22 protein-coding genes are annotated in these 24,246 nt (G+C 72.6%); 8 read left to right on the top strand and 14 right to left on the bottom strand.

Features of this window, described 5'->3' with window-relative positions; translation table 11 throughout:
- The first annotated feature begins 5 nt into the window (after window positions 1–5).
- The gene (hemQ, locus tag ALMP_RS20345; protein WP_264930320.1) at window positions 6–737 is read left to right on the top strand and encodes a hydrogen peroxide-dependent heme synthase; all 732 of its coding nucleotides are present in this window, start codon (window positions 6–8) and stop codon (window positions 735–737) included.
- Between the two features lie 61 nt (window positions 738–798).
- On the opposite strand, the gene ALMP_RS20340 is transcribed toward hemQ, so the two are convergent.
- The gene (locus tag ALMP_RS20340) at window positions 799–2,406 is read right to left on the bottom strand and encodes an alpha/beta hydrolase (RefSeq protein WP_264930318.1); all 1,608 of its coding nucleotides are present in this window, start codon (window positions 2,404–2,406) and stop codon (window positions 799–801) included.
- Between the two features lie 120 nt (window positions 2,407–2,526).
- The gene (locus ALMP_RS20335) at window positions 2,527–3,303 is read right to left on the bottom strand and encodes a TIGR04222 domain-containing membrane protein (RefSeq protein ID WP_264930316.1); all 777 of its coding nucleotides are present in this window, start codon (window positions 3,301–3,303) and stop codon (window positions 2,527–2,529) included.
- Window positions 3,304–3,907: 604 nt separating this feature from the next.
- On the opposite strand from ALMP_RS20335, the gene ALMP_RS20330 reads away from it, so the two are divergent.
- Window positions 3,908–7,402 (top strand): CHAT domain-containing protein, encoded by a 3,495-nt coding sequence (locus tag ALMP_RS20330; protein ID WP_264930314.1) that lies wholly within the window; start codon window positions 3,908–3,910, stop codon window positions 7,400–7,402.
- Between the two features lie 162 nt (window positions 7,403–7,564).
- Here the strand turns inward: ALMP_RS20330 and ALMP_RS20325 are convergent, their stop codons facing one another.
- The 3 genes from ALMP_RS20325 to ALMP_RS20315 form a co-directional block, all read right to left on the bottom strand.
- Window positions 7,565–8,443, bottom strand: coding sequence for a DUF4142 domain-containing protein (locus tag ALMP_RS20325; protein WP_264930312.1), 879 nt, complete (start codon window positions 8,441–8,443; stop codon window positions 7,565–7,567).
- A gap of 121 nt (window positions 8,444–8,564) precedes the next feature.
- The gene (locus tag ALMP_RS20320) at window positions 8,565–9,869 is read right to left on the bottom strand and encodes a DUF692 domain-containing protein (protein WP_264930310.1); all 1,305 of its coding nucleotides are present in this window, start codon (window positions 9,867–9,869) and stop codon (window positions 8,565–8,567) included.
- Window positions 9,870–9,988: 119 nt separating this feature from the next.
- Window positions 9,989–10,684 (bottom strand): peptidyl-tRNA hydrolase, encoded by a 696-nt coding sequence (locus tag ALMP_RS20315; protein WP_264930308.1) that lies wholly within the window; start codon window positions 10,682–10,684, stop codon window positions 9,989–9,991.
- Between the two features lie 43 nt (window positions 10,685–10,727).
- Here ALMP_RS20315 and ALMP_RS20310 point away from each other — a divergent pair, with 43 nt between their 5' ends.
- Together ALMP_RS20310 and ALMP_RS20305 are read left to right on the top strand one after the other, a co-directional pair.
- Window positions 10,728–11,606, top strand: a complete 879-nt coding sequence (locus ALMP_RS20310; protein ID WP_264930306.1) for an ATP-binding cassette domain-containing protein — start codon at window positions 10,728–10,730, stop codon at window positions 11,604–11,606.
- The gene (locus tag ALMP_RS20305; protein WP_264930304.1) at window positions 11,603–12,277 is read left to right on the top strand and encodes an ABC transporter; all 675 of its coding nucleotides are present in this window, start codon (window positions 11,603–11,605) and stop codon (window positions 12,275–12,277) included. The genes ALMP_RS20310 and ALMP_RS20305 overlap by 4 nt, the downstream gene beginning before the upstream one ends.
- Here ALMP_RS20305 and ALMP_RS20300 read toward each other — a convergent pair.
- The 8 genes from ALMP_RS20300 to zapE form a co-directional block, all read right to left on the bottom strand.
- Entirely contained in the window at window positions 12,269–12,457 is a 189-nt protein-coding gene (locus tag ALMP_RS20300; protein WP_264930302.1) for a hypothetical protein, read from the bottom strand. The two genes, ALMP_RS20305 and ALMP_RS20300, sit on opposite strands and share 9 nt — an antisense overlap.
- Before the next feature lie 28 nt (window positions 12,458–12,485).
- A complete protein-coding gene (locus ALMP_RS20295) occupies window positions 12,486–13,328 on the bottom strand; it encodes a polysaccharide deacetylase family protein (RefSeq protein WP_264930301.1) in 843 nt (280 codons plus the stop codon).
- Window positions 13,329–13,436: 108 nt separating this feature from the next.
- Window positions 13,437–14,819, bottom strand: a complete 1,383-nt coding sequence (locus ALMP_RS20290) for a PhoX family protein (protein ID WP_264930299.1) — start codon at window positions 14,817–14,819, stop codon at window positions 13,437–13,439.
- Between the two features lie 90 nt (window positions 14,820–14,909).
- Window positions 14,910–15,698: a slipin family protein gene (locus ALMP_RS20285; protein WP_264930297.1), complete on the bottom strand. Its 789-nt coding sequence runs from the start codon at window positions 15,696–15,698 to the stop codon at window positions 14,910–14,912.
- A gap of 119 nt (window positions 15,699–15,817) precedes the next feature.
- Window positions 15,818–17,299 (bottom strand): SulP family inorganic anion transporter, encoded by a 1,482-nt coding sequence (locus tag ALMP_RS20280; protein ID WP_264930296.1) that lies wholly within the window; start codon window positions 17,297–17,299, stop codon window positions 15,818–15,820.
- A gap of 8 nt (window positions 17,300–17,307) precedes the next feature.
- The gene (locus tag ALMP_RS20275) at window positions 17,308–17,889 is read right to left on the bottom strand and encodes a carbonic anhydrase (RefSeq protein WP_264930294.1); all 582 of its coding nucleotides are present in this window, start codon (window positions 17,887–17,889) and stop codon (window positions 17,308–17,310) included.
- Window positions 17,890–17,971: 82 nt separating this feature from the next.
- Entirely contained in the window at window positions 17,972–18,379 is a 408-nt protein-coding gene (locus ALMP_RS20270) for a hypothetical protein (RefSeq protein ID WP_264930292.1), read from the bottom strand.
- A 183-nt stretch (window positions 18,380–18,562) separates the two neighbouring features.
- The gene (zapE, locus tag ALMP_RS20265) at window positions 18,563–19,669 is read right to left on the bottom strand and encodes a cell division protein ZapE (protein ID WP_264930291.1); all 1,107 of its coding nucleotides are present in this window, start codon (window positions 19,667–19,669) and stop codon (window positions 18,563–18,565) included.
- A gap of 37 nt (window positions 19,670–19,706) precedes the next feature.
- On the opposite strand from zapE, the gene ALMP_RS20260 reads away from it, so the two are divergent.
- The 4 genes from ALMP_RS20260 (at window position 19,707) to msrB (ending at window position 23,203) form a co-directional block, all read left to right on the top strand.
- Entirely contained in the window at window positions 19,707–20,600 is an 894-nt protein-coding gene (locus tag ALMP_RS20260; RefSeq protein ID WP_264930288.1) for a pyrimidine reductase family protein, read from the top strand.
- A 239-nt stretch (window positions 20,601–20,839) separates the two neighbouring features.
- The gene (locus ALMP_RS20255) at window positions 20,840–21,295 is read left to right on the top strand and encodes an indole-3-glycerol phosphate synthase (RefSeq protein WP_264930286.1); all 456 of its coding nucleotides are present in this window, start codon (window positions 20,840–20,842) and stop codon (window positions 21,293–21,295) included.
- Between the two features lie 89 nt (window positions 21,296–21,384).
- Window positions 21,385–22,773, top strand: coding sequence for a UDP-N-acetylmuramate--L-alanine ligase (gene murC, locus ALMP_RS20250; RefSeq protein WP_264930285.1), 1,389 nt, complete (start codon window positions 21,385–21,387; stop codon window positions 22,771–22,773).
- A gap of 22 nt (window positions 22,774–22,795) precedes the next feature.
- Entirely contained in the window at window positions 22,796–23,203 is a 408-nt protein-coding gene (msrB, locus tag ALMP_RS20245; protein ID WP_264930283.1) for a peptide-methionine (R)-S-oxide reductase MsrB, read from the top strand.
- A 7-nt stretch (window positions 23,204–23,210) separates the two neighbouring features.
- On the opposite strand, the gene ALMP_RS20240 is transcribed toward msrB, so the two are convergent.
- Window positions 23,211–24,233: a lysylphosphatidylglycerol synthase transmembrane domain-containing protein gene (locus tag ALMP_RS20240; protein ID WP_264930281.1), complete on the bottom strand. Its 1,023-nt coding sequence runs from the start codon at window positions 24,231–24,233 to the stop codon at window positions 23,211–23,213.
- Window positions 24,234–24,246 lie beyond the last annotated feature (13 nt).

Raw genomic sequence — 24,246 nt, 5'->3', positions numbered from 1 at the left:
GGACCATGAGTGACGACGCCCCCACCACCGAGCCCCGCAGGATCCCGAACAAGGGCAAGCTGGCCAAGGACCTCAACGAGGTCATCCGCTACACGCTGTGGTCGGTCTTCAAGCTGAAGGACGTGCTGCCCGAGGACCGCTCCGGCTACGCCGACGAGGTCCAGGAGCTGTTCGACCAGCTCGCCGCCAAGGACGTGACCATCCGCGGCACCTACGACGTGTCCGGTCTGCGCGCCGACGCCGACCTCATGATCTGGTGGCACGCCGAGACCAGCGACCAGCTCCAGGAGGCGTACAACCTCTTCCGCCGCACCCGGCTGGGCCGGGCGCTGACGCCGGTCTGGTCGAACATGGCGTTGCACCGCCCCGCCGAGTTCAACCGCTCGCACATCCCCGCGTTCCTGGCCGACGAGACGCCCCGCGACTACGTCAGCGTCTACCCGTTCGTGCGCTCCTACGACTGGTACCTGCTGCCCGACGAGGACCGCCGTCGCATGCTCGCCGACCACGGCAAGATGGCCCGTGGCTACCCCGACGTGCGCGCCAACACGGTCGCCTCGTTCTCCCTCGGCGACTACGAGTGGATCCTGGCCTTCGAGGCCGACGAGCTGTACCGCATCGTGGACCTCATGCGTCATCTGCGCGCCTCCGAGGCCCGCAGGCACGTCCGCGAGGAGATCCCGTTCTTCACCGGCCGCCGCAAGTCGGTGGCCGAGCTGGTCGCCGGCCTGGCCTAAGACGTACCGGCGCCGCCCCGCTCCCTCAGGGAGCGGGGCGGCGCCGGTCGGTGGTGCGGGGTCAGCGGCGCACGGCCCGCGGTGTCCCGGCCGCCTCCCGCTGGGCGCCCGGCACGGGCTCCGCGTGCGGTGCGCAGGCGGCGCGCCGCACCGGCAGCCGCCCTTCCAGCAGGTACGCCTCCAGATGGCCGTTGACGCAGCCGTTCGGCCCGCCCGCGATGCCGTGGGTGCCGGCGTCCCGCTCGGTCACCAGCACCGAGCCCGACAGCCGCCGGTGCATCTCCAGCGCCCCGTCGTACGGCGCGGCGGCGTCCCGCTCGGCGGCCAGGATCAGCGTCGGCGGCAGCTCGCCCGGCCCGGTCCGCACGTCCAGCGGCTGCTGCCGGGGCGCCGGCCAGTAGGCGCACGGCAGGTTCGTCCACACGTTGTCCCACGTCTCGAACGGCGCCACGCGCGCGAGGCGCGTGTTGTCCCGGTCCCACACCGTGAAGTCCGTCGGCCAGGGCGCGTCGTTGCACTCGACGGCCGTGTAGACGGCGCTGGAGTTCTCCGCCTCGGCCGCGGCCTCCCGTACCGGCGCGGCCAGCGCGATGAGCGGCTTCGGGTCGCCCTTCAGATACGCCGACAGCGCTTCGGCCCGGGACGGCCAGTAGTCGTCGTAGTACCCGGCCTGGAGGAACGCGCTCTTCAACTGCGCGGGTCCCACGCTGCCGCCCGCCGGCTCGGCGGCCAGCCGGGCCTGCGCCCGCTCGTAGCGGCTCAGCACCGCCTGAGCCGTCCGGCCCAGCCCGTACACCGCGTGGTGCTTGGCGACCCACTCCCGGAAGTCCGCCCAGCGGCTCTCGAACGCCGCCGACTGGGCGAGGTTGTTGCGGTACCAGATCTGCGCGGGGTCCGGGTTGACCGCCGCGTCGAACACCATCCGCCGCACATGCGCCGGGAACAGCGTCGCGTACAGCGCCCCGAAGTAGGTTCCGTACGACGCGCCCATGAACGTCAGCTGCTTCTCGCCGAGCGCGGCCCGCAGGACGTCCAGGTCGCGGGCGTTGTTCAGGGAGTTGTAGTGCCGCAGGGCGCTGCCCGCCCGCTGCGCGCAGCCCCGCGCGTACGCCTTCGCCTGCGCGACGCGCTCGCGCTTGTACGACTCCGAGGGATGGGTCGGCGCCGGGGAGGGGCCCTTGAAGAACTCCTTGGGGTCCTGGCAGGACAGCGGCGCCGAGCGGCCGACGCCGCGCGGGTCGTAGCCGACGAGGTCGTAGGCGGCGCCGATGCGCTGCCACTGCGGCATCAGCCCGATCAGCGGGAAGTGCAGACCGGAGGCGCCCGGTCCGCCCGGGTTGAAGACCAGCGCGCCCTGCCGGGGCACGAGGCGCTTGCTGTTGCGCGGGTCGCGGTGGGTGGCCTTCACCCGGCTGACGGTCAGCTCGATCTGCCGGCCGTGGGGCCGCGCGTAGTCGAGCGGGACGCTGACCGTGCCGCACTCCATGCTGCCGGGCAGCTTCCGTGCGTCGGAGCAGTGGCCGAAGTCGATGCCTTCCGCCGCGGCGCGGGCGGCGGCCACCGCGACCCCGGACGCGGCGGTGGCCCTCGGGGCCCCGTCGGCGGGGACGGCGGAGAGGGTGGTCAGGAGCAGGGCTCCGGCGGCCGGGTAGAGGGCGGCAGCTCTCATCGCGTGTCCCTTCGGTGCGCGGCGGCGACAAAAGGGATGTTTGGTGCGCCTCCGGTCGAAGGCAAGCACCGTCCGCGGGTGTCGGCCCCAATGCCCCCGTGTGCCCCTGCTGAGGGACCCTCAGCCCCGCCGGTACGGCTCCCGGTGGGTGAAGGCCGCTCGCAGGTCCGGCTCGGTGATCGCGCGGACGCCGCGGACGGCGACGGTGGTCAGGAAGGTGCGGTCGTCGCCGTCGGGGTCGGCGCGGTGGGTCAGAGCGCCCAGGAGGCGCTGGCCGGCCGGGGAGGCCCACGGGGAGTACGGGTGGACCTCGACCCGGGCGATGGCCAGACAGCTCAGGGTGAGCGCGAGGGGCAGCGCGAACCAGAGGGCGACCAGGGTGCGCGGCATGTCCGACGGCACGGGCATGCTCAGCGCGACGCACCCGAGCACCAGGACCGCCACGGCGGCCGCCCGCACCTGCCGTACCCCCGCCGCCACCGTCGTACGGGCTCCGTCGGGCACCGCCAGGCCCGCGCGGACCAGCCGGTCGGCGAGACCGCGCACCGCGTCCGCGGTCGCCGCGGCGGTCCGCACCGGCGCGATGGGGGACTGACCCTCCGGCCCGATGGCCCCTATGACCGACCGTTCCATCTCGTCCCGCCCGCGCGGGTCCACCACCGTCGCCCAGCCGGTGTGGGCGAGCAGCAGCCGCCGCTGGCGGGCCATGGACACCAGGGTCAGGTCGGCGACCCGGCCCGGGCCGCCGGACAGGAACGCCGCCTCGTACAGCGTCAGATCATGTTCCCGGCCCTGGTCCGGGTCGACGGCCGCGGCACGGACGGCGGCCAGGCACAGCCGTGTGCACGCGGCACCGGCGACGGCCCAGGCCAGCAGCAGGAGAAGGACCCAGAACATGCCGCGTTTCTATGCCAGACACACGCGCGAACGCCATGCCTTGTTCACGATCCGGACCGAGCGTTGTGGGTATGTGACGTTCCGTTTGCCCGGGCCGTCGGCCCTCAGGAGCTGTTCCCCGTGACTTCTGTAGGCAGAACTGTCGTGTCTCATCGAGGATGCGCAGGGCCGGGACCTCGTAGTTTGCGCTTTGCAGATGATCGCGTCCCATACGTACGGTCACCGGCGTGCTCATGACCTACTTCTCATCGACCGGTTGGGAATCCTGGGGGCCTGTCGAGTCAGCCAGTCATCCCGGACCTCATGCCGCTCTTGACAGACGACGATCTTCTCCTCGAAGACTCGGCTGGCCCTCGGGTCACGACTGTGATCAACCGGTGGGCCCATCGCGGCCCGGATGGCGTTCTCGTTGCAGGCGCGGGTCTCTGCGCTGATGCGCGCTGCCAACGGATTACTCGCTCCATTCCCATCGAACTTCTCGCGTTGCCGAGAGTTGTCCGGGCTGCATGGTGTATCAGCACCAGTAGCAGGCAGCTCGGGTCAACTTGCTCTGCATCAAAGGATGATGAGGTAAGCATCGCATCGAGATGGAGGGAAGAACAGGATGCGTGAAGAAGCGCTTGCTGCGGTTGAGGCCCGGCTTCAGCGGATCCGCGACACTGGCGATGTCTCCCTGGCGCTGCAACCGCAAGCGGGCGCCGAGATGGGGCAACTCCTTGAGCTCCTCCAGAGCAGCGCCCCACTAGATCTTCCGGTCCGGCATGCGGTCGGCTGGATGTGGTACTTCGAGTCCTTATCTATGCCCAATGAGCTTGGCCGAGTGATGCAGGCAGCGGCGGTCACAGTACTCATCCCTTGCTTTCTGGTCGGTGTCGATGATCTTCCGGAACCCCTATTACCACAGCTCGCTGACGCCGCGGAGCCGTACGCCACCGTCCTGTTCAGTCAGGAACCCGTCTCCACTGACCCTGGCCTGCTCGACTCGGACGTGGACCTGTGGGAACGCATTGTGCTGGCCACCCCCGTCGGCCACCCCAATTGGGCAGAACGCCGGTCCCAACTAGGGACCGTGCTGCTGGCCCGGTTCGAGTGCACGGGCGATCTGGCAGATCTCAACGCGGCCATCACAGCTCTGCGGGAGGCTGTGCAGGCCACGCCCATCGACCACCCCGACCGGGCACACTATCTGTCCGGCCTAGGGATCACGCTGCGGGCCCGGTACGAACGCACGGGCGATCCGGCGGACCTCAACGCCGCCATCACCGCGCTACGGGACGCCGTGCAGGCCATCCCCGTTGGCCACCCCCACCGGACCGCGCCCCTGTCCGACCTAGGAGCCGCGCTGGGGGCCCAGTACGAACGCACGGGTGATCCCGCGGACCTCGACGCGGCCATCACAGCTCTGCGGGAGGCTGTGCAGGCCACCCCCGTCGACCGCCCCGAGCGGGCACACGATCTGTCCGGCCTAGGGACCGCGCTGCGGGCCCGGTACGAACGTACCGGTGATCTGGCGGACCTCAACGCCGCCATCACCGCCGGGCAGGAGGCGGCACAGGCCACTCCCGTTGGCCACCCTGACCGGGCTGGCCGCCTGTCCAACCTGGGAAGTACTTTGTCGCGACGGTTCGAGCGGTTCGGTGATCCGGCGGACCTGGATACGGCGATCACCGCACTACGGGACGCCGTGCAGGCCACCCCCGTTGGCCCCCCCCAGCGGACCGCGCCCCTGTCCAACCTGGGCGCCACGCTGCGGGCCCGGTATGAACGTATCGGTGATCTGGCGGACCTCGACGCGGCCATCACCGCACTGCGGGAGGCAGTCGAGGCCACCCCCATTGGCCACCCCCACCGGACCGCACCCCTGTCCAACCTGGGGACCACGCTGCTGCTCAGGTTCGAGCGCACGAGAGATGCGACCGACCTGGACGCGGCGATCACCGCGCTACGGGACGCCGTGCAGGCCATCCCCGTTGGCCACCCCCACCGGACCGCGGCCCTGTCCAACCTGGGCACCACGCTGCGGGCCCGGTATGAACGTATCGGTGATCTGGCGGACCTCAACGCGGCCATCACCGCACTGCGGGAGGCAGTCGAGGCCACCCCCACCAAGCACCCCGACCAAACGCCTCTGCACAACCTAGGGGCTACGCTGCGGGCCCGGTACGAACGCACGGGCGATCTGGTGGACCTCAACGCCGCCATCACCGCACTACGGGAGGCAGTGGAGGCCACCCCCGCTGGCCACCCCGACCAAGCTGCATACCTGTCCAACCTGGGGACCGCGCTGCTGCTCAGGTTCGAGCGCACGGAAGATGCTGCCGAGCTGGGGGAGGCGACGTCCGCGTTCGCCGAGGCGTGGGCGGTTGTCTCGGCTGCGCCCGCGCTCCGTATTCGGGCGGCTTGGGCGGTGGCTTCGCTGATCGTCGAGTCTGATGTCAGGATGGCGTCGGATATGGCGGAAGCCGCAGTGCTGCTGCTACCGGAAGTAACTCCCCGGCAACTTCAGCGTAGCGATCAACAACATGTACTCGGTGGCTTAGCCGGATTGGCCGCAGTTGCGGCCGCTCTGGCTCTCGACGACCCCCGGGGGACGCCGCAGGAGCGTGCGACACGGGCGCTGCGGCTGCTGGAGGCGGGCCGAGCAGTGCTGCTCAGCCAGGCGCTGGATGTCCGCAGTGACCTGACCGACCTGCAGCAACAGCACCCCGACTTGGCCAGGCGGTTCGTCGAGCTTCGCGATCGACTCGACCAATCAGCGGATACCTCCACCATCGCCAGCACGAACACGGAAGGCATCGCATCCGCGCCGCGAGGGATACGTGCTGTGCAGGACCGGCACCAGCTGGTCCGCGACTTTGCTGCGGTCTTGGACACAATTCGCGGCCTGGATGGCTTCGCGTCTTTCGGGCTGCCGCCCACCACAGAGGAACTCCTCACCGAGGCCCGGTACGGCCCCGTCGTGGTTTTCAACATCACCCAGGAGCGAAGCGACGCCCTGCTCCTGACCAAGGATGGCATCACCCACCAAGAACTCCCCGAACTCAGCGGCAGCGTCCTGGCAGCGACGGTCACCTCTTTCCAACAGGCTCTGCACACCGCGGCCTCGGGCGCGGACAGGGCCGAGCGGCGCCAGGCGCAGGCCGTCATGGTCCGGACTCTGGAGTGGCTGTGGGATGCCGCCGCCGGACCTGTCCTCGAAGCCTTGGGCTACCACGGCCAACCCCCGGCGGAAGCCGACTGGCCTCGGGTGTGGTGGGTGCCAGGCGGCTTGCTGGGGCTCCTGCCCCTGCACGCCGCCGGCTACCAGGCCGACCCGGCGGGCGACCCGCACCGGCGTACCGTCATGGACCGGGTTGTCTCTTCCTACACCCCCACGGTTCGTGCCCTGCGCTACGCCCGCCAGCGCACCTCGGCCCAGGACGTACCTGAACAGGGGCTGGTTGTGGCGATGCCCACCACTCCCGGTCTGCCCGGCCACGGCCGACTGAACTACGTCAGCGCCGAAGCCGAGGTGTTACGCCGCCACCTGCCCCGCACGCTGATGCTGAGCGAACCCGACCCGGCCAGCCACGCCGCCACGCTTTCACCCGACGCGCCGACCAAGCCCGCCGTCCTGCGCCACCTACCCACCAACCCGATCGTGCACTTTGCCTGCCACGGCGCCAGCCACCCCACCGACCCCTCCCGAAGCCACCTGCTGCTCCACGACCACGACAGCGACCCGTTCACCGTCGCCAGCCTCGCCCCCGTCCGCCTCGACGGCGCCCAGCTGGCCTACCTCTCGGCCTGCCGCACCGCGGCCATCGACACCCCAGACCTCCTCGACGAAGCCATCCATCTGACCTCCGCCTTCCAGCTCGCCGGATTCCCCCACGTCATCGGCACCCTCTGGGAGATCGACGACCAGATCGCCGTCACCATCGCCGACGCCTTCTACACCCACCTACGCAACAAGGACGGAGTCATCGACACCAGTGGGGCGGCGTGGGCCCTGCACCAAGCCGTGCGCGGCATACGCGACGGCGACGACCTGCCCGGGAAGCTCAACCGGACCCAGGTCCCGTTCCTGTGGGCGGCCCACCTCCATGCCGGCGCCTAACGCGGAAAGGTTCTGGGGCGTCGTGTTCGGCGTTGATGGAGTCCATGCATCCCGGGCCAACACTTCGACAGACAGTCTGGCCCCCTGCGGCGCTGTGCGAACTGCGGCCACATCGGCTGCTGCGACTCCTCGCCCACCCAGCACGAACAGGTGTGATCTCGATCATGTGGTCGTGCGGGAAAAGGACACAATGGATCGCCGCAACACACCAGCACGAAGGGCTCCGGCCTCGTGTAAAGCGACACGACCTGCCGGGGACACGGTGTCTGCTGACACAACGGGGTCGGCGGGCCGGTCGCGGGCCGGCGGCAGCGGGTGGCTCCGCTCCGGTGACGGCGTGAGCGGAACCACCTGTCCCGGGTCGGCCGCCGGGCCCGGCGGGGCGGCGGTGGGGGCGGCGCCCGTGGCCGCCATGTCCCGGGCCAGGGCGTCGAAGTCGACGTACCCGGTGGCCTCCAGGATCCGGATGTGGTCCAGCACGGTGGCGTTGGCGTCGTCGGCGAGGCCGCGCACCAGCGCGTTGCGGGTGCTCGCCCGCACCTGCGCCACGACGGAGAAGACCCGGCCGTGCGCGAGGCGCAGGATGTTGGCGAACTTCCGGTCGTAGTCCACGTCCCGCGCCGCGTCCAGCTGCTCCAGCCAGGCCTTCTGCTGGTCGTCCGGCTCGTTCGGCAGCGCCAGCCCGAGCTGCGCGGCGACCGTGCGCACCCGCTCGTCCAGGAAGGTGTGCCCCTCGACGAGGTGTCGGCCCGCCGTCCGTACGGCCTCGGTCGTGCCCTTCGCCTGCGCCTGCTGACCGGCCGGCAGCTCCCACAGCCCGGCCAGCCGGACCTTGGTGAGGAACTCCCGGTCGAGCCCGGACAGCGGCCCGTACAGCGTCGCCACCGTCTCCGCGTTCAGTACGTCCGCGTCCGTCCCGGACCGGTCCTCGTACGACCAGAACGGCAGGACCAGCGCCACGAGGGTCGCCGCCAGGCACGCGATGATGATGCCGGTGCCGCTGAAAATGCCTCTGCCCTGGATCGGGGGTCGCGGTCGCATGGTGCCTCCTGCTCACGGCACCGCACGCCAGTTCGCTTCCGGGTGCGGGACTGGAATATTACTGCCGCGTCGCATCGGTCCCGCACCCCGGGTGCCGCCGCTCCCGCGGACGGCGTCGCCCTCAGCGGCGGATCAGCGCCCGCCCCATCTGCCCGACCCGTCCCCACCGCGACCGCTGCCTCGGCGCCGGGCCGGAGCGGTCCAGCCACCAGTGCCGCAGCTCGCGCCTGCCCCGGCCCTCCGTGAGGGTGTCGCCCAGGAGGAGGTGCTCCGCGAAGTCCAGGGCGTCCCGGCGGTAACCCGCGCGCATCGGGCGGGTCTGGGCGTAGGCGAGGAACGCGGGGCGGTAGGCGCGGCCGAGGATGACCGGCAGCTCCGGGGCCACCTTCGCCACCACGTCCGCCCGCTTGGCCGCCAGCGCCCGGGCCTGCACCCCCACCCGCACCCGGTCGAAGCCCTCCGGGACGGGCGTCCCGGCGACCAGCGCGGACAGCAGCGAGGCCTGGGCGAGGCCGAGACGCTGACGGGTGGATTCGGCGACGGGCGCGTCCGTCACGCCGGCCGACCGGACCGCCTCGCCCGCCGCCGCGCCCCGGGTACGCCCCCCGATCTCGACGGCCTCCCGGATGGAGGCCAACTCCCGCTCCAGCTCGGCCGGTTCGGGGAAGTTCTCGTCGCGCTCCAGGAGCACACCGGGCGGCGCCACCCGGGAGGCGAGGTCGGTCAGGACGTCGAGGACCGGGCGGGGCACCGGGTGGGCGTGGCTGTCGTGCCAGACCCCGTCCCGCTCGAAGCCGCCCGCGACATGGACGTACGCGATGGCCTCCAACGGTAGTTCGGCGAGCGCCTTGGCGGGGTCCTCGCCGCGGTTGACGTGGTTGGTGTGCAGGTTGGCGACGTCGATGAGCAGACGCACGCCGGTGCGGTCCGCCAGCTCGTACAGGAACTGACCCTCCGTCAACTCCTCGCCGGGCCAGGCGAGGAGCGCGGCGATGTTCTCCACGGCCAGCGGCACCGGCAGCGCCTCCTGCGCGACGCGCACGTTCTCGCACAACACGTCGAGCGCGTCACGGGTGCGGGGCACGGGCAGCAGGTGGCCGGCCTCCAGGTGCGGGGAGGCGGTCAGCGGGCCGCCCGCCCGGACGAACGCGATGTGCTCGGTGACCAGCGGCGCGCCCAGCGCCTCGGCCCGCTCGGCGAGTGCCGTGAGCCGCCCCTCGTCGGGCCGTTCCGCGCCGCCGAGCCCGAGCGAGACGCCGTGCGGGACCACGGTGACCCCGCGCTCGCGCAGCCGCAGCAGGGAGTCGGGGAGGTGGCCGGGGCACACGTTCTCCGCGACGACCTCGACCCAGTCGATGCCCGGCATCCGCTCCACGGCGTCCGCGATCTCCGGCCGCCAGCCGATTCCCGTCCCGAGTCGCGCCATGGTCCCCTCCCGATGTCCAGGCCCCCTCCGTGGTGACGGGGATATCACCCCGCCGCCCGGGCCCGAACCGCCCACCGCCCTCCTTCAGAGCAACATTTGAGGTTCGACGGGCCCCGGCGTCACCGCAGGGCCGGGTGGTCGGCGATCACCGTGCAGCTGCCGGGCGCGATCTCGGTGAAGCCGGCGTCCCGGACCAGGGGCAGTCCGCTCGCGGTCAGTTCGCGCCACCGCCGCGGGTCGGCCGTGCGCACGGCGAGCGGAAACCCGGCGTCCCGCCAGGCCGTCCGCTCCCCGTCCGACAGCTCCCACCAGGCCAGCTGCGCCCCGTGCCCGGCCTGGGCCATCGCCTTGCCCGCCGACATCTCCACCTCGGGGCTCATCCACAGCGTCACCGCCCCCGGGTCGGCCGCCGGCGGCGGTTGCGGATCGTCGAGGTCCGTGCCGGACACCTGGAGCTTCGCCAGCTCCTTCGGCCAGCCGTCCAGCGGCACGGGCGGGAACACCCGCACCTCCGCCTCCTTCCCGGTCACCGTGATCCCCGGCAGCGCCCCGGCCCGCCGCCACTCGGCCCCCCGGGCCCGCCGCACGACCTTCCGGATCCGGGCGTCCTGCCAGTCCCGCACGACACCCGCCCACTCCCCGTCCCCGAGCGACCGCTCGTCGCTCAGCAGCACCAGCACGGCCCGCGCGGCGGTCTCCAGGGCGTCGGTACGGGCCGGGGGGTCGGCCTTCTCGATCCGTACGACGAGGGGCAGCACGAACTGCGGCGCGTGGTCACGGGGGTTCGGCTCGGTCCGGAAGGGGCTCTCACTCACGTGGCGCAGGGTACCTGGACGCCCCTACGAGAAGATGCCTCCCATGGACCGCGTATTACATCTGGACGGGGTGGGCCGCCGCTACGGCGTACGCGGCCCCTGGATCCTGCGCGCCGTGCGTCTGGAGCTGCCCCACGGCAGCCTCACCCGCGTCGACGGCGCGAACGGCACCGGCAAATCCACCCTCCTCCGCCTCCTCGCCCGCATCGACGCCCCGACGGAGGGCCACCTCAGCGGCCGGCCCCGCACCGCCTACGTCCCCGAACGCTTCCCCGCCGCCCTGCCCTTCACGGCGGCCGGCTACCTCACCCACCTCGGCACCGTCCACGGCCTCGGCCGCACGGCCGCGCGCCGCGCCGCGGACGAGTGGCTGGACCGCTTCGGCGCCACCGCCTACGCCCGCACCCCGATGGCCCGGCTGTCGAAGGGCAGCAGCCAGAAGGTCGCCGTCGCCCAGGCGCTCCTCGCCGAGCCGGAGCTGCTCGTCCTGGACGAGGCCTGGACCGGCCTGGACGCCGACGCCCGGGCCGAGCTGGAGCGGGCGGTCGCCGAGCGCACGGCCGCCGGCGCGGCCGTCGTCTTCGTCGACCACGACCCCCGCCGGCTCGCCGGGACGGCCGACGCCGTGTACACGGTCCGCGACGGCACCCTGCACCGCCGTACGCACGCCCCCGCCGCGTCCGAGGGGCCGCACGTGGTCGTCGTGGCGCAGGGCCCGCCCGGCGGGTCGCCGCCGGCCGAGGCGCACCGGCTCGCCACCGCGGTGGAGGAGATCACCCCGGGCACCCACCGCCTCACCGCGCCCGCGTCCCGCTCCGACCTCCTGCTGCGCGCCCTGCTGACGGCCCGCCCGCCCCGGCACGTGGTGAGCGTCGGCCCGGCCCCCCTCCCGCACGACCGCGAAACCGAAGGCAGCCGATGACCGCCCTCCTGCGCTACCAGTCCGCCCTGCTCGTCCACTCCCGCCGCTGGCTGCCGCCGTTCCTGCTGTACGCCGCCTTCCTGGGCGTCGGGGTGCAGAGCGGCCAGCCGGTGCTGGACTCGCTCGGCTACACGGCCGCCGCCCTGCTGCCGGTCGCCGCCTGGCTGGTGCGGATCTGCGTGACCAACGAGCCCCCGGCGGCCCGCGCCGTCGTCGCCGCGGCGGCCGGACCCGCACGGGCCCACCTCGCCGCCCTGCTGGTCGCCCTGGGCGCCGCCGCCGCGCTCGGGCTGGCGGCCACGGCCGTGGTGACCCTGATCAGCGACCCGGTCAGCGCCGACCACCAGCGGCGCGTGCCGCTCCCCGAGGCCTGCGCGGCCGGCCTCCTCGCGGCCCTGACCTGCGCCCTGCTCGGCGCGGCCGTCGGAGCGCTCACCGCCTGGCCGGTGCTGCGCTCACCCGGCCGGGCGGTCCCCACGCTGCTGCTCGCGGCCCTGCTGGCGCTGGTGGTGACGGGCTCCCCGGCGCAGGCCGCGGTCCAGAACCTGGTCACCGGGTCGCGCTCGGCGACCGTCAGCCCGCCCCTGCTGCCCCTGCTCGCGGCGGCGCTCGTCACCGCCGCGGCGACGGCCGCCGCCTGCGCGCTCACCGCGCGCCGGTCGTCAGCCTGAGCAGGCCGTGCGCTGCGCCTCCTGCCACTCGCAGACCGGGCACAGCGTGATCCCCTTGTACGACTCCGGGTACTCCGTCGGCTCCCGGCACAGCACGCACTCCGCGTACGGCGGGCCGTCGGCCCTGGGCGGCCTGGTCGCGTCGATCAGGCAGTAGGCGTTGTCGCTGTCCTCGCTCATGTCTCCAGCGTACGAGCGCGCACCGGCCTCACCCCCGGCCGCCGGCGGCCCCGATCAGCTCGGACACCTTCACGAACCGGTAGCCCCGCCCGCGCAGCTCCGGCACGATCGCGCGCACCGCCCGCTCGGTGGCCGGGGCGGCGCTGCGGGTGCAGTGCATCACCACCACCGACCCCGGCCGCACCCCGTCCAGCACCTGCCGGGCCACGGCGTCCGCGTCCGTCGCGAACGCGTCGCCGCTCACCACGTCCCACTGCACAGCGGTGACCCCGGCCCCGGCCACCGCGCGCAGCGCCCGCCGGTCGTAACAGCCGCCGGGAAAGCGGAAGTACGGCTTCGCGTCCGGCACCCCGGCCGTGCGGAACGCCGCGTACGCCCGTTCGACGTCCGCCCGCATCCGGTGCTCCGGGACGGTCGGCAGGCCGTAGCAGTCGTCGGTGAACGCGAAGTGGCTGTAGGAGTGGTTGGCGACCTCGAACAGGGCGTCGCGGCCGATGGAACGTGCCTGGTCCGGGTACTCCTCGGCCCAGCGGCCGGTCATGAACACGGTGGCGGGCACCCTCAGCGCGCGCAGCGCCCCGATCAGCCCGGGGTTGTCGAACCGCTCCCCGGCCGCCGCCCGCGCCCCCTGCCCGGCGGTCATGTCGGCGTCGAAGGTGAGGGCGACGGCCTTGTCGCGGGTGCGGGGGGCGTGCCGGAAGACGGGGGTGAGCCCGGCCGGCCCCGGGGCCAGCGTGGGCGGCCCGGACGGGACGGGCGAGGGCCTCGCGGGCGCCGGGCGCGTCACCTGCGGGGCCCGGTCCGTGCCGCAGGCGGTGAGCGCGGCCCCCAGGGCACAGAGGGCGACGAGACGGCGTACGGAAGGGATCACCGTACGAAGGTATGAGCGGGAAAGCGGATAGTACGAGGAAGCGGGGGCGCGTCCTGGGCCGAGTCACCCGGGTGGGCCCTGGCCCGGGCGACGCGCCCCTCGCACGCCCTAGCGCCGCCAGGGCCCCGTCACCGCGAACGTCGTCCCCGGGGCGTAGCAGTTGACGTACATCGTGCGGCCGTCGGGGGAGAAGGCGACGCCGGCGAACTCGCCCCACTCCGGTTCCTCGGGGGTGCCGATGTTCTGGCGCCCGCGGGCCAGGGCGTACACCTCGCCGGCGCGGGTGACGCCGTAGACGTGCTGGGCGCCGCTGCCGTCCTCGCAGACCATCAGGCCGCCGCCGGGGGCGAGGCAGATGTTGTCGGGGGACTCGCCGGGCAGCTGGATGTCCGTGTCGGGGCCGAAGGCGATCACCAGGGTCAGCCGCCGGCGCTGCGGGTCGTAGCGCCAGACCTGGCCGAAGTGGTCGGCGGCCGAGCCCTCCGCGCCGCGCGCGAACGACGACACGAAGTACACGTACCGCCGGCCCCAGTAGCAGCCCTCCAGCTTCTGGGCGTGGGTGATGCCCTTCGGACCGAAGTCCTGGAGGCGGATGGGTGTCCCGGCCGCGAGGGGGTCCGGTACGTCGACCCACTCGATCCGGTCGAAGGCCGTGCCCGGCTCCTGGATCGACGACAGGTCCGGTACGCCGGGCACCCGCATCGCCTGGAGCCGGCCGCCCGCGCGCAGCGAACCGGGGCCGCCGAGCGGCTTCTTCGGCAGGAAGCGGTAGAACAGGCCGAACGGCTTGTCGAACGCGTCCTCCGTCTCGTAGACGACGCCGCTGTACGGGTCGACGGCGACCGCCTCGTGCTGGAAGCGGCCCATCGCGGTCAGCGGGACGGCCCCCGTGCGGTGCGGGTCGGCGGGGTCGACCTCGAAGACGAAGCCGTGGTCCTTGGCGTAGCCGTTGGTGCCCGCCCGGTCCTCGGTCTCCTCGCAGGTCAGCCAGGTGTGCCAGGGGGTCGGCCCGCCGGCGCAGTTGACGGCCGTCCCGGCGATCGCGACGCGCTCCGCGACCACCTCGCCCCGCGCGTCCAGCGTCAGCGCCGTACAGCCGCCCTTGGCGGCCGGGTCGTAGGTGAGGCCCTTGACGGCGGGGACGGGGATCTTCGCGTCGGCGCGGTTCTCGTGGTTGCGCACCAGATGGACCCGCCCGCCGCGGCCGGGCAGCGCCGTCATGCCGTCGTGGCGCGAGGGGACGGGGCCCTCGCCGGAGCGCAGCGGGTCGCCCTCACGGGAGAGCACCCGGTAGCGGAAACCTTCCGGCAGATCGAGCAGGCCGTCCGGATCGGGGACGAGGGGGCCGTAGCCGTCGTGGCCGAGGTTCTGTGCGGCGGCGCTCTGCGGGAACAGCTCGGGCAGCGCCCCGGCGAACGCGATGCCCACTCCCAGGGCACCGGTGCCGGCGAGCATCTGACGGCGGGTCGGGGTGCGACGGGGTTCCGACATGGGGTGACCTTCCTGCTGGCGGACAGGGACGGTGACGCCGCCGTGTCTATCACCCCGCGTGCGCCCCGGGAACCACGCGTGCCCCTGGTGTCACCGGTCCGGCCCCGGCGCGAGGGGCTGCTGCTGGGCCTTCTCCAGGAAGCGCAGCAGCTCCACCGGGAAGGGCAGCACGAGCGTGGAGTTCTTCTCGGCGGCCACCGCCACCACCGTCTGCAGCAGCCGCAGCTGGAGCGCGGCCGGCGTGTCGGACATCTGCTGGGCCGCCTCGGCCAGCTTCTTCGAGGCCTGGAGCTCGGCGTCCGCGTTGATGATCCGGGCCCGCCGCTCACGGTCGGCCTCGGCCTGGCGGGCCATGGACCGCTTCATCGTGTCCGGCAGCGACACGTCCTTGATCTCCACCCGGTCGATCTGCACGCCCCAGCCCACCGCGGGGCTGTCGATCATCAGCTCCAGACCCTCGTTGAGCTTCTCCCGGTTGGACAGCAGGTCGTCCAGTTCGCTCTTGCCGATGATCGACCGCAGCGAGGTCTGGGCCATCTGCGAGACGGCGAAGCGGTAGTCCTCGACGTTGACGATCGCCGCCGTCGGATCGACGACCCGGAAGTAGACGACCGCGTCGACCCGGACGGTCACGTTGTCGTGGGTGATGCCCTCCTGCGCGGGCACCGGCATCGTCACGATCTGCATGTTGACCTTGCGCAGCCGGTCGACGACCGGCACCACCATCGTGAAGCCGGGCGTGCGGACGGCACCGATGACCCGGCCGAGCCGGAAGACCACTCCGCGCTCGTACTGCTTGACGATCCGCGCGGCCGCCGCGACGTACGCGACCGCTCCGGCGCCGACCGCCACGGCCGCCGTCAGCAGCTCCTCGAGCATGACGACCTCCTCCGCCTCAGAGGCCTGGAAAGACCGCTTATGCAACGATATGTCCGTGGCCGGGTCCGAGGCCATGCCCTGGACCCGGCCACGGGAAGAAGCCGGAGGAAGCGCTGAGGTCAGACCTCTGTCGTCACCTTCACCGGTTCCGTACCGACCGCGCTGTGCCGCTCGGCCCAGTTCTCCAGCGCCGTACGGCAGGCGTGGTCGAGGTGGTGCAGACCGGACAGGTCCAGCTCGACCGGGCGGTCCTGCGGGAGCCCCTCCAGACTGTCGAGGATCTTCGGCAGCCTGAGGAAGGTCGCGTTGCCCGACAGGTACACCTGGACGGGCCCGGCGCCCTTGTCTATGACCTCCAGCTTGATGTGCGAGGCCTCCCAGGCGGTCTTGGCCACGGACAGCGCCAGACCGATCAGCACGCCCTCGAACATGTTGACCGCGACGATGGACACGGCGGTGACCACCAGGATCAGCGCCTCACCGCGGTGGCCCCGCCACAGCGACGCGACGGCGCGGAAGGGGATCAGCTTCCAGCCCGCGTGCACGAGGATGCCGGCCAGCGCGGGCAGCGGGATCAGGGCCAGGGCCGACGGCAGCAGCGCCGCGAACAGCAGCAGCCACACCCCGTGCAGCACCCGGGAGGCCTTGGTCTTCGCCCCGGCCTGGACATTGGCCGAGCTGCGCACGATCACCGCGGTCATCGGCAGCGCGCCGAGCGCGCCGCACACCGCGTTGCCCGCGCCCTGGGCCATCAGCTCCTTGTCGTACTCGGTGCGCGGACCGTCGTGCAGCCGGTCCACGGCGGCGGCGCTGAACAGGCTCTCCGCGGAGGCGATCAGGGTGAAGGCGAGGATCGTGCCGAGGAGGGCCGGGTTGGCCAGCTCGGCGAAGGCGTCCGAGCCCGGCGGCTGGACGGAGTCCAGCAGGCCGTTCACCTCGACGGTCGCCACGGGCAGGCTGAACGCCAGGGTGGCCAGGGTCGCCAGGACGACCGCGGCGAGCGCGCCCGGCACGGACTGCGCGCCCTTCGGCAGCCGCTTCCACAGCAGCATGACGGCGATGGTGCCGGCGCCGACCGCGAGCGAGGCGAGCGCCTCGGTGCTGCCCACCGCGTCGACGGCGGCACCGGGAAGCCCGAGGATCTTGTCGAGGCCGGAGGCGGGGGCCTTCAGCCCGGCCGCCGCGTACAGCTGGCCGGCGATGATCACCAGACCGATTCCGGCCAGCATGCCCTCGACGACGGATATGGATATCGCCCGGAAGTAGCGCCCCAGCTTCAGGGCGCCCATCGCGAGCTGGAGCAGCCCGGCGGCCAGCACGATCACTCCGAGCGCGGGCAGCCCGAACTCCTGCACCGCCTCGAAGACCAGCACGGTCAGACCGGCCGCCGGACCGGACACCTGGAGGCTGGAGCCCCGCATCATGCCGGTGACGATGCCGCCGATGATGCCGGTGACCAGGCCCAGCTCGGCCGGCACGCCGGAGGCCACGGCCACGCCCACGCACAGCGGCAGCGCGACCAGGAAGACGACGAGCGAGGCGGCGAAGTCCTGCTTGAGGTGGGGGTACTTGGATATGCGCGGGTTCGTCTGCTGGGTCATCGCGGCGCTCACAGGGCCTCGAAGGCGTCGGTGTCGACGCGGTGTTCGCGCACGGCACCGGTGTGCACCTCGTAGTACCAGCCGCGCAGCCGCAGCCGGCCGTCCGCCAGCCGCTTCTCGACGCACGGGTAGGACCGCAGTCGCAGCAGCTGGGCGAGCACATGGTGCTGCACGTCCCGGGCGACGGCCGGGTCGTCGGGGTCGGCGGCCGACGGCGCGCCGGCGGCGTGCGCGAGCCAGTCGCGTACGGTCGGAACGGCGTCGAGGTCGTCGCCGCGCACCAGCGCGCCGACGGCACCGCAGTGCGAGTGACCGCAGACGACGACGTCCTGGACGCCGAGCACCTCCACGGCGTACTCGATGGTCGCGGCCTCGCCGGTGGGGGGCTGGGAACCGTAGGGGGGCACGATGTTGCCCGCGGTGCGCAGCTCGAAGAGCTCGCCGGGGCGGGCGCCCGTGATCAGGGCGGGAACGACCCGCGAGTCGGAGCAGGTGATGAAGAGGACCTGCGGGGACTGGCCTTCGGCGAGCCTGGCGAACTCCTCAGGGCGCTGTCCGAACGTACGGGCGTTGTCGATGAGGGGCTGCATGATGTGGTGACTCCTCCTGGCGCGTCGTGGGGGACGCGTCGGACGGGCAGGACAGATGGGGAACTGCTGTTCTGCTGCTCTCTCAGCAGCGGAAGACCTGGAGTGCCGCCGGAGAGCGGTCCGCCGAGGATCTCGACGGACGGTGATACGGCGCGGCCGGGCCGGTGTGCCGGCGTGTGGCCGCGCGATCCTGCGCCAGCGGGGCGCGCTCGGACTCCTGGGAGGCCGAGTCGGCCGTGGTGCCGGCGCGGAGGCGGTCGCGGGTGCGCAAGGGGTCGAGCGGTCCCCGGGACCGGTCGCAGGCGCTGGACGTGACGGACTCGTCGCGCGCGGAGGTGCCGGAGGGTTTGATTCCGGGCTGATCCTTGGCCTGGGTGTGACGATTGGTGTGCGCGTGTGCGAAGGGAGACGCTGGTGTGAAGAACGGGAGGGCCAGCAGGACGGCGGCGAGGATCGAAACCACGGTCCGTACCGTCGTACCTCGGAACATGCGCCTCCCTCCGGGCACTCCACACCTCTAGTCCGGACCAACGGTTGGTCAACGGCTGGTCAAGAAACACGTTAACCCTGCAAAGTTGTTTGCAGGGTTAACTCAGCGTTTCGCGCGGAAGTGCGCCTCAAAAGCGTGGGTCGAGTGGCTTGAACCGAACCTTGATCCGAGCGCTGTGATCGACTAGGCGGGCTCGACGAGCCGCTTGGCGTCGCGGGCCAGGGCGGTGAGCCGGGAGATGGCCCGGAAGTACTTCTTGCGGTACCCGCCGTTCAGCATCTCCTCGCTGAACAGCCCGTCGAAGGGCAGCCCGGAGGCGAGGACGGGGACCTCGCGGTCGTAGAGCCGGTCGGCGAGGACCACCAGGCGCAGGGCCGTCGACTGGTCGGGAATCGGCCGCACGTCCGTGAGACACACCGCTTTCAGGCCGTCGGTCAGGGCGCCGTACCGGCTCGGGTGGACCCTGGCGAGGTGCTCCAGCAGACGCGGGAAGTCGTCGAGCGAGGCGCCCTCGGTGGCGTACGCCGCCTTCGTCACCTGTTCCTCGGAGTACGGCGCCGGAGCCTCGGGCAGGCCGCGGTGGCGGTAGTCCTCGCCGTCGATGCGCAGGGTGCGGAAGTGCGCGGACAGACCCTGGATCTCGCGCAGGAAGTCGGCGGCCGCGAACCGGCCCTCGCCGAGCTTGCCCGGCAGGGTGTTGGAAGTCGCGGCGAGCGCCACGCCTGCGTCGACCAGCTTGCCGAGCAGCGTGGAGACCAGGACGGTGTCGCCGGGGTCGTCCAGCTCGAACTCGTCGATGCACAGCAGCCGGTGCCCGGAGAGGGTCTTCACGGTCTGCTGGAAGCCGAGGGCGCCGACGAGATTGGTCAGCTCCACGAAGGTGCCGAACGCCTTCAGCGCGGGCTCGGCCGGGGTCGCGTGCCACAGCGAGGCCAGCAGGTGGGTCTTGCCGACGCCGTACCCGCCGTCGAGGTAGACGCCGCGCGGGCCGGCCGGGGCCTTGGGCGCCTTCGCCCTGCCGAAACCCAGGAAGCCCCGTTTGGCGGTGCCGGCCGCGGGTGCCCCGCCGAGTCCCGCCGCGAAGCTCTCCAGGACCCCCACCGCCTCGGTCTGGCTGGGCTGGTTCGGGTCCGGGATGTACGTGCTGAAGCGGACCGAGTCGAAGCGCGGCGGCGGCACCATCTCGGCGACCAGCCGGTCCGCGGGGACGTGCGGCTCACGGGCGCACAGGGACAGCGGGGTCGCCTCGGCTATCGGGTCGAGGCCGGTGGCGGAGCTGGAGGAGGACACGGTTCCCCATGGTAAGGCTCGTGCCAGACTGCACCGTATGCGACGCCTGTTCCCTGTGACCGACCAGACAGCCACGGTTTACGGCGAGGGGGCGACACCGGACCACGCGACACCGGACCACGCGACACCGGATCGCTCGGCACCGGATCGCTCGGCACCGGACCACACGGCAACGAACCACACGGCACCGGACCGCGAGTGGAGCCTCGACGAGATCGCCGACGCCTACGCCTACCCCGAGCCCGAGCCGGGGGAGCCGCGGCCCTGGCTGCGGGGCAACATGGTCTCCACGCTGGACGGGGCCGCCCAGCACGACGGCCGGTCCCAGCCCATCTCCAACGCCACCGACATGCGGATCTTCGGCACCCTGCGGGCCCTCGCCGATGTGGTCGTCGTGGGTGCGGAAACGGTACGGCAGGAGGGGTACCGCCCGGCCCGCGCGCGTGCCGAGTTCGCCGCGCGGCGGGAGGCGGCCGGACAGGGCCCGGCCCCGGCGATCGCCGTGGTCACCGCGAGCCTGGACCTGGACTTCTCGCTCCCGCTGTTCACCTCCCCGCTCGTGCCCACCCTGGTCCTGACCGGAGCGGCGGCGGCCCCGGACCGCGTCGCGACCGCGGAGAGGGCCGGCGCCCGGGTGGTGATCGCCGGCGACGGCATGGGCGTGGAGCCCGCGCGGGCCGTCCAGGCCCTCGCCGAACTGGGGCACACCCGGCTGCTGACCGAGGGCGGTCCGCGGCTGCTGGGCCAACTCGTGGCCGCCGGGGTGCTCGACGAGCTCTGCCTGACCGTCTCGCCGCTGCTCACCGCGGGCGACGCGCAGCGGATCGCGGGCGGGCCGTCCGTGCCGGTCCCGCAGCGCTTCGCGCTGATGTCCCTCCTGGAGGAGGGCGGCTTCCTGTATGGGCGGTACGCGCGGAGCGACCGGGCCTGACGTTGCCGAAAAAGACTGGTGTGAGACGCGAAATCCGGGGCATTCGGGCTCAGCGCCACCGGAGTCCCGAATTCAGCGGAATATGCCGTTCCGGTTAAGTTCGGGTGGGCAGACTAGGACTCGCAGCCCCGTGCGAGCGCGGGGAAGGTGGTTTCCGCAGGGCCGCGCCGGCCCACGCAGGCTGAGGGCCACGGGGGTCCTCTCAGGAGAATGGGGCGCTGGTGTTCACAAGCGTTTTGATGATCGAGAAGGCCCTGACGTCCGCGGACGTGGAGTTCGTCACCACCTTGCACGGGGACGAGCCGGTCTCCTTCCACGTGCTGCTCCAGCCGCGCGGCGAACAGGCCGACCGGCTGCTGAGAGCCATCGACGACATCGCCCTCGGCGAGCTCGACGAGGCGGTGCGCGAGGGGCAGACCCCCGAGGGGGAGGAGGCGCTGAGCGTCGGGGAGAGAGCGCTTGAGGTGTCCCTCACGGCGCTGCGCACCGCGGGCAGCGCGGCGGAGGGGCGGCTGGTCGAGGACCATCCCCTGGACGCGCTGAAGGCCGTCGTCCAGGAGGTGGGGGCGGACGAGGTGATCGTTCTCACCGATCCGCACTACGTGGAGGAGTTCTTCCACCGGGACTGGGCGTCGAGGGCCCGGCACAAGGTGGGCGTGCCGGTGCTGAAGCTCTTCTCGCACAGCAAGGCCTAGGGGGCGGGCCACGGGCCGGGCGCGCTCCCGTACGCAATAGGCTGGGGCCCCTCGCACTGTCCTACGCACCGCATCTTGGGAGAACTCGCATGGCACCCGGCCTTCCTACCGCCATGGACCGACCGCACTTCATCGGGATCGGTGGGGCCGGGATGTCCGGGATCGCCAAGATCCTCGCTCAGCGTGGGGCCAAGGTGGCCGGGAGCGACGCCAAGGAGTCGGCGACCGCGGAGGCGCTGCGGGCGCTCGGGGCGACCGTCCACATCGGGCACGCGGCCGAGCACCTGGCGGACGACGCGAGCTGTGTCGTCGTGTCGTCCGCGATCCGCGCGGACAACCCCGAACTGGCCCGCGCGGCCGAGCTGGGCATCCCGGTGGTCCACCGGTCGGACGCGCTGGCCCGGCTGATGGACGGGCTGCGCCCGATCGCGGTCGCCGGCACCCACGGCAAGACCACCACGACGTCCATGCTGGCGGTCTCGCTGAGCGAGCTGGGGCTGAACCCGTCCTACGCGATCGGCGGCGACCTGGACGCACCCGGCTCCAACGCGCTGCACGGCGAGGGCGAGATCTTCGTCGCCGAGGCCGACGAGTCCGACCGCAGCTTCCACAAGTACGCCCCCGAGGTCGCGATCGTCCTCAACGTGGAGCTGGACCACCACGCCAACTACGCGTCGATGGACGAGATCTACGAGTCCTTCGAGACGTTCGCCGGGAAGATCGTGCCCGGCGGCACGCTGGTGATCTCCGCCGACCACGAGGGCGCCCGCGAGCTGACCCGGCGCGTCGAGGGCGTGCGCGTGGTGACGTACGGCGAGGCCGAGGACGCCGACGTGCGGGTGCTGGCCGTCGAGGCGCAGGGGCTGAAGAGCCGGGTGACCGTGCTGCTGGACGGGCGGGAGCTGACCTTCACGGTCTCCGTGCCCGGCCGGCACTACGCGCACAACGCCGTCGCCGCGCTGGCGGCGGGCGCGGCCCTCGGGGTGCCGGCGGACGAACTGGCCCCCGCGCTGGCCGCGTACACCGGGGTCAAGCGGCGCCTCCAGCTCAAGGGCGAGGAGGCCGGCGTGCAGGTCATCGACTCCTACGCGCACCACCCGACGGAGATGACGGCCGACCTGGAGGCGATGCGCGCGGCGGCGGGCGAGGCCCGCATCCTGGTCGTCTTCCAGCCGCACCTGTTCTCCCGCACCCAGGAGCTGGGCAAGGAGATGGGGCGGTCGCTGGCCCTGGCGGACGCCTCCGTCGTCCTCGACATCTACCCGGCCCGCGAGGACCCGGTCCCGGGCGTCACCAGCGAGCTGATCATCGACGCGGCCCGCGCGGCGGGCGCGGACGTCACCGCGGTCCACGACAAGGACGCGGTGTCCTCCGTGATCGCGGGAATGGCCCGGCCCGGTGATCTCGTTCTCACCATGGGCGCGGGCGACGTGACCGACCTGGGCCCGCGGATCCTGGACCGTCTCGCAGGCAACTAACGGAAGCAAGGGGTTGGCCCTCATGTCGTACGACGTCGAAAAGCCCGACGAGCAGTGGCGGGCGGAGCTGACCCCGGCGGAATACGCCGTGCTGCGCCAGTCCGCGACGGAGCCCGCGTTCACCGGTGAGTACACCGACACCAGGACGCGCGGCGTGTACTCCTGCCGGGCCTGCGGTGCCGAGCTGTTCACCTCCGACACCAAGTTCGACTCCCACTGCGGCTGGCCGTCCTTCTTCGACCCGAAGGACAGCGACGCGGTGGAGCTGATCGAGGACCGTTCGCACGGGATGGTGCGCACCGAGGTCCGGTGCGCGCGCTGCGGCTCGCACCTCGGGCACGTCTTCGCGGGCGAGGGCTACCCGACCCCCACCGACCAGCGGTACTGCATCAACAGCGTCTCGCTGCGCCTGACGCCGGCCGAGGAGTGACGGCCGCTCAGAGCGCCTCGCGGTGCACCAGGGCGGACAGCACCAGCATGCCCGGCAGCAGCGGCAGCCAGACGGTCAGCACGCGATAGCCGATGACCGTCGCCGTGGCCAGGGCGAGCGGGGTGCCGTAGCCGGCCAGGGCGAGGACCAGGGCGGCGTCGATCGGGCCGATGCCGCCCGGGGCGGGGACCGCGCCGCCCACCGTGCTCGCGGCGAGGAACGCGAAGACCAGCTGGGTCCAGGACAGGGGCACGCCGAGCGCCGTGCCGACCGAGGCGACCACGCACGCCTGGAGCAGCGGGGCCGCCAGCGCGCCGCCCCACAGGGGCAGCCAGCGGGCGGGCCGGGTGTGCAGACGACGGGCGTCGGTGAGCGCCGTACGGACGAAGGACAGCGCGGGGCGCCGCCAGGCGGGGACCAGGGCCAGGACGGCGGTGGCCGTGGCGGGGACCAGCAGCAGGCCCGCGCCGGCCAGCAGCAGGGTGCGCCCGTCGGGCAGCAGCGCGGCGGGCGGTACGGCGGCGGGCGCCGCCAGCAGGAACACCAGCACCAGCGGTGTCTTCGCCAGGGCCCTGACCAGTGAATACAGGGCGATGGATGCGGTGGCGCGGGGGAGCGGGACGCCCTGGCGTCGCAGGAAGCGGACGGTGACGGCGTGGGCGCCGATGCTCGCCGGCAGCACATGGTTCGCGGCGCCCGCGGCGACCTGGGAGGCGAGCAGCAGTCCCTTGGGCAGCCGGTCGGGGATCGCGCCCTGGCGGACGCAGGCGGCGGCGACCCAGCCCAGGCAGGTGAAGAGCAGCCCGGCCAGCAGCCACCAGGGGTCGGCGGTGGCGAGGTGGGCGGCGCCGTCCCGCACGGCCCGCCAGTCGATCGCGGCCCAGATCCCGAGCAGCAGCAGCGGAAGCAGGCTCAGGGCGCGGCGGACGGCGGCGGAGGTCAGGGCGGGGCGGGGAGCGGGGGTCGGCAGGGGGCGGTCGTCCGCGTGGGGCGTCGGGGAGGCGGGACCGTCGAGCGGCAGCAGGGACACGGCGCACGTCGTC

Origin of the sequence: Streptomyces sp. A012304 (assembly GCF_026008495.1) — a bacterium.
Lineage (GTDB): Bacteria > Actinomycetota > Actinomycetes > Streptomycetales > Streptomycetaceae > Streptomyces.
The sequence above is the reverse complement of the archived record's forward strand: the minus strand, read 5'-3'. Positions and strand labels throughout refer to the sequence as shown.

What these genes read in the sequence shown, in the direction of transcription:
- hemQ (WP_264930320.1), top strand. Translation starts at nt 6, where the DNA reads ATGAGTGACGACGCCCCCACCACCGAGCCCCGCAGGATCCCGAACAAG.
- ALMP_RS20340 (WP_264930318.1), bottom strand. Translation starts at nt 2,406, where the DNA reads ATGAGAGCTGCCGCCCTCTACCCGGCCGCCGGAGCCCTGCTCCTGACC.
- ALMP_RS20335 (WP_264930316.1), bottom strand. Translation starts at nt 3,303, where the DNA reads ATGTTCTGGGTCCTTCTCCTGCTGCTGGCCTGGGCCGTCGCCGGTGCC.
- ALMP_RS20330 (WP_264930314.1), top strand. Translation starts at nt 3,908, where the DNA reads ATGCGTGAAGAAGCGCTTGCTGCGGTTGAGGCCCGGCTTCAGCGGATC.
- ALMP_RS20325 (WP_264930312.1), bottom strand. Translation starts at nt 8,443, where the DNA reads ATGCGACCGCGACCCCCGATCCAGGGCAGAGGCATTTTCAGCGGCACC.
- ALMP_RS20320 (WP_264930310.1), bottom strand. Translation starts at nt 9,869, where the DNA reads ATGGCGCGACTCGGGACGGGAATCGGCTGGCGGCCGGAGATCGCGGAC.
- ALMP_RS20310 (WP_264930306.1), top strand. Translation starts at nt 10,728, where the DNA reads ATGGACCGCGTATTACATCTGGACGGGGTGGGCCGCCGCTACGGCGTA.
- ALMP_RS20305 (WP_264930304.1), top strand. Translation starts at nt 11,603, where the DNA reads ATGACCGCCCTCCTGCGCTACCAGTCCGCCCTGCTCGTCCACTCCCGC.
- ALMP_RS20300 (WP_264930302.1), bottom strand. Translation starts at nt 12,457, where the DNA reads ATGAGCGAGGACAGCGACAACGCCTACTGCCTGATCGACGCGACCAGG.
- ALMP_RS20290 (WP_264930299.1), bottom strand. Translation starts at nt 14,819, where the DNA reads ATGTCGGAACCCCGTCGCACCCCGACCCGCCGTCAGATGCTCGCCGGC.
- ALMP_RS20285 (WP_264930297.1), bottom strand. Translation starts at nt 15,698, where the DNA reads ATGCTCGAGGAGCTGCTGACGGCGGCCGTGGCGGTCGGCGCCGGAGCG.
- ALMP_RS20280 (WP_264930296.1), bottom strand. Translation starts at nt 17,299, where the DNA reads ATGACCCAGCAGACGAACCCGCGCATATCCAAGTACCCCCACCTCAAG.
- ALMP_RS20275 (WP_264930294.1), bottom strand. Translation starts at nt 17,889, where the DNA reads ATGCAGCCCCTCATCGACAACGCCCGTACGTTCGGACAGCGCCCTGAG.
- ALMP_RS20270 (WP_264930292.1), bottom strand. Translation starts at nt 18,379, where the DNA reads ATGTTCCGAGGTACGACGGTACGGACCGTGGTTTCGATCCTCGCCGCC.
- ALMP_RS20260 (WP_264930288.1), top strand. Translation starts at nt 19,707, where the DNA reads ATGCGACGCCTGTTCCCTGTGACCGACCAGACAGCCACGGTTTACGGC.
- ALMP_RS20255 (WP_264930286.1), top strand. Translation starts at nt 20,840, where the DNA reads ATGATCGAGAAGGCCCTGACGTCCGCGGACGTGGAGTTCGTCACCACC.
- murC (WP_264930285.1), top strand. Translation starts at nt 21,385, where the DNA reads ATGGCACCCGGCCTTCCTACCGCCATGGACCGACCGCACTTCATCGGG.
- msrB (WP_264930283.1), top strand. Translation starts at nt 22,796, where the DNA reads ATGTCGTACGACGTCGAAAAGCCCGACGAGCAGTGGCGGGCGGAGCTG.